Source organism: Nitrospira sp. BLG_2, from assembly GCF_049222245.1.
The window spans coordinates 1-1,886 of the sequence record NZ_JBLYIG010000435.1 but is presented as its reverse complement, the minus strand read 5'-3'; the positions used below and the strand labels follow the sequence as shown (position 1 = coordinate 1,886).

At 57.4% G+C, this 1,886-nt stretch carries 2 protein-coding genes; one reads left to right on the top strand and one right to left on the bottom strand.

The window, feature by feature from the left end; genetic code table 11:
• A partial coding sequence (locus tag ACOSYY_RS11935) for an alpha-amylase family glycosyl hydrolase (protein WP_421662616.1) occupies positions 1-1,263 on the top strand: 1,263 nt, incomplete at its 5' end.
• Between the two features lie 181 nt (positions 1,264-1,444).
• Here the strand turns inward: ACOSYY_RS11935 and ACOSYY_RS11930 are convergent.
• A complete protein-coding gene (locus ACOSYY_RS11930) occupies positions 1,445-1,648 on the bottom strand; it encodes a TOBE domain-containing protein (protein WP_421662615.1) in 204 nt (67 codons plus the stop codon).
• Between the last annotated feature and the right edge of the window lie 238 nt (positions 1,649-1,886).

Sequence of the window (1,886 nt, the reverse complement as noted above, 5' to 3'; positions counted from 1 at the left end):
CAACATCCCTGGTTTCTCGAATCGCGAGCCTCCCGGAACAATCCCAAGCGAGACTGGTACATCTGGAAAGATCCCGCATCCGGCGGAGGCCCGCCCAATAATTGGCTCAGCACGTTCGGGGGCAGCGCCTGGGAGTTCGATCCGCACACGAGCCAGTATTATTATCACGCATATCTCACGCAGCAGCCGGATCTCAATTGGCGCAATCCGGACGTCCGGCAGGCCATGCACGAGGTGATGCGGTTTTGGTTGGATCGTGGCGTCGACGGATTCCGCGTCGATGTGATCTGGCATCTGATCAAGGATGACCAGTTCCGCGCCAATCCGCCGAATCCGCATTATCGAGCCGGCGAATGGCCCTACCGACAACTGCTTGCCACGTATACGACTGATCGCCCGGAGGTGCATCACATCATCTCGGGAATGCGGTCCGTGATGGATGACTATCGCGACCGGCTGATGATCGGAGAAGTGTACCTACCCGTGGAACGCTTGGTGACCTACTACGGCACCGGCGGTGATGGATGCCATCTGCCGTTCAACTTTCAACTCATTGAGGAGCCGTGGCATGCCGCCGCTATCGCATCGACGGTACGGACCTACGAGACGGCGCTTCCCGCTTACGGCTGGCCGAATTGGGTCCTGGGCAATCACGACAAATCGCGCATCGGTAGCCGCGTCGGACTCCCCCAGGCCCGTGTCGCGGCGATGCTGTTGCTGACATTGCGCGGGACACCGACTCTCTATTATGGCGATGAAATCGGCATGACGGACGTCCCGATTCCGCCCGGTCTCATTCAAGATCCCTGGGAACACAACACGCCGGGTATCGGTCTCGGCCGCGATCCGGTTCGAACGCCGATGCAATGGGATGACTCACTGCATGCCGGTTTCACGACGGGCACACCATGGTTACCCGTTGACCATGCGGCAAGGGGCGTGAATGTCGCGAGTGCGCGCAACGATCCACAATCCATGTTGAGCCTGTATCGAAAATTGGTTCAACTGCGCAATGCCGAAGAAGCATTGATACTCGGGTCGTACCGGCTTCTATCGGTCACGGACGACGTGATGGTCTACCGGCGAGAACTCGACCGGCGTCGTGTGCTGATCGGCTTGAATTTTTCGGCGCAGCCCAGGCTCGCGCGCCTTCAGGTTCGCGGCAAGATACTGCTCTCTACCGATTTGGACCGCTGGAATGAGCGATTGGACGATGAGTTGAAGCTACGCGGCAACGAAGGCATCGTAGCCGAACTGGAATAAGAGGTCGAATTCATAGTTTGAGCAAGGCTTCGCTATTGCAATGGTTTCCGCCGTATGAGCCGTAAACGCGACATGTTCGCGCGCCATTATTCGAGTTATCCAAAGGACCGGTTGCCTGCTCCAATGAGCAGACAAGCCGGCCGTATGGTGATTGCCGATCGTGTTGCGATACGCGATGACGTTACTTACCGACCATGACTTCGGTGGCCTTGACGGCGACCGTCACGGAGTCGTTCACTTTGAGGCCCATATTCTTCACGGAACCTTCCGTAATGGCCGCGACAAATTCGAGTGTGCCGACCTTGACCGTCACTTCGGCCATCGCCTGTCCCTCATTGATGCGGGTGACGGTGCCTTGAAATTGGTTGCGCGCGCTGAGTTTCATCGTCTGTCCTCCTTCAGTTAGGCGAAGAATGCTTCTTAAAATGATGTGTGTCCATTAAGAATTCTCGCTAGTCCGTGCAGGTTCATGTCGATCTGCGCCATAATCGTCTCGCCTGATGGCTATCACCTTCCAGCAAGCCAACCCGACCTCATGAACGCGGTTCCTTCTCTCCTGCCCTCGGCCAATAATGTGCGTCGGGCGTAGACCGCGCGCCATAGATCGCTTGTCCCACGCGCAC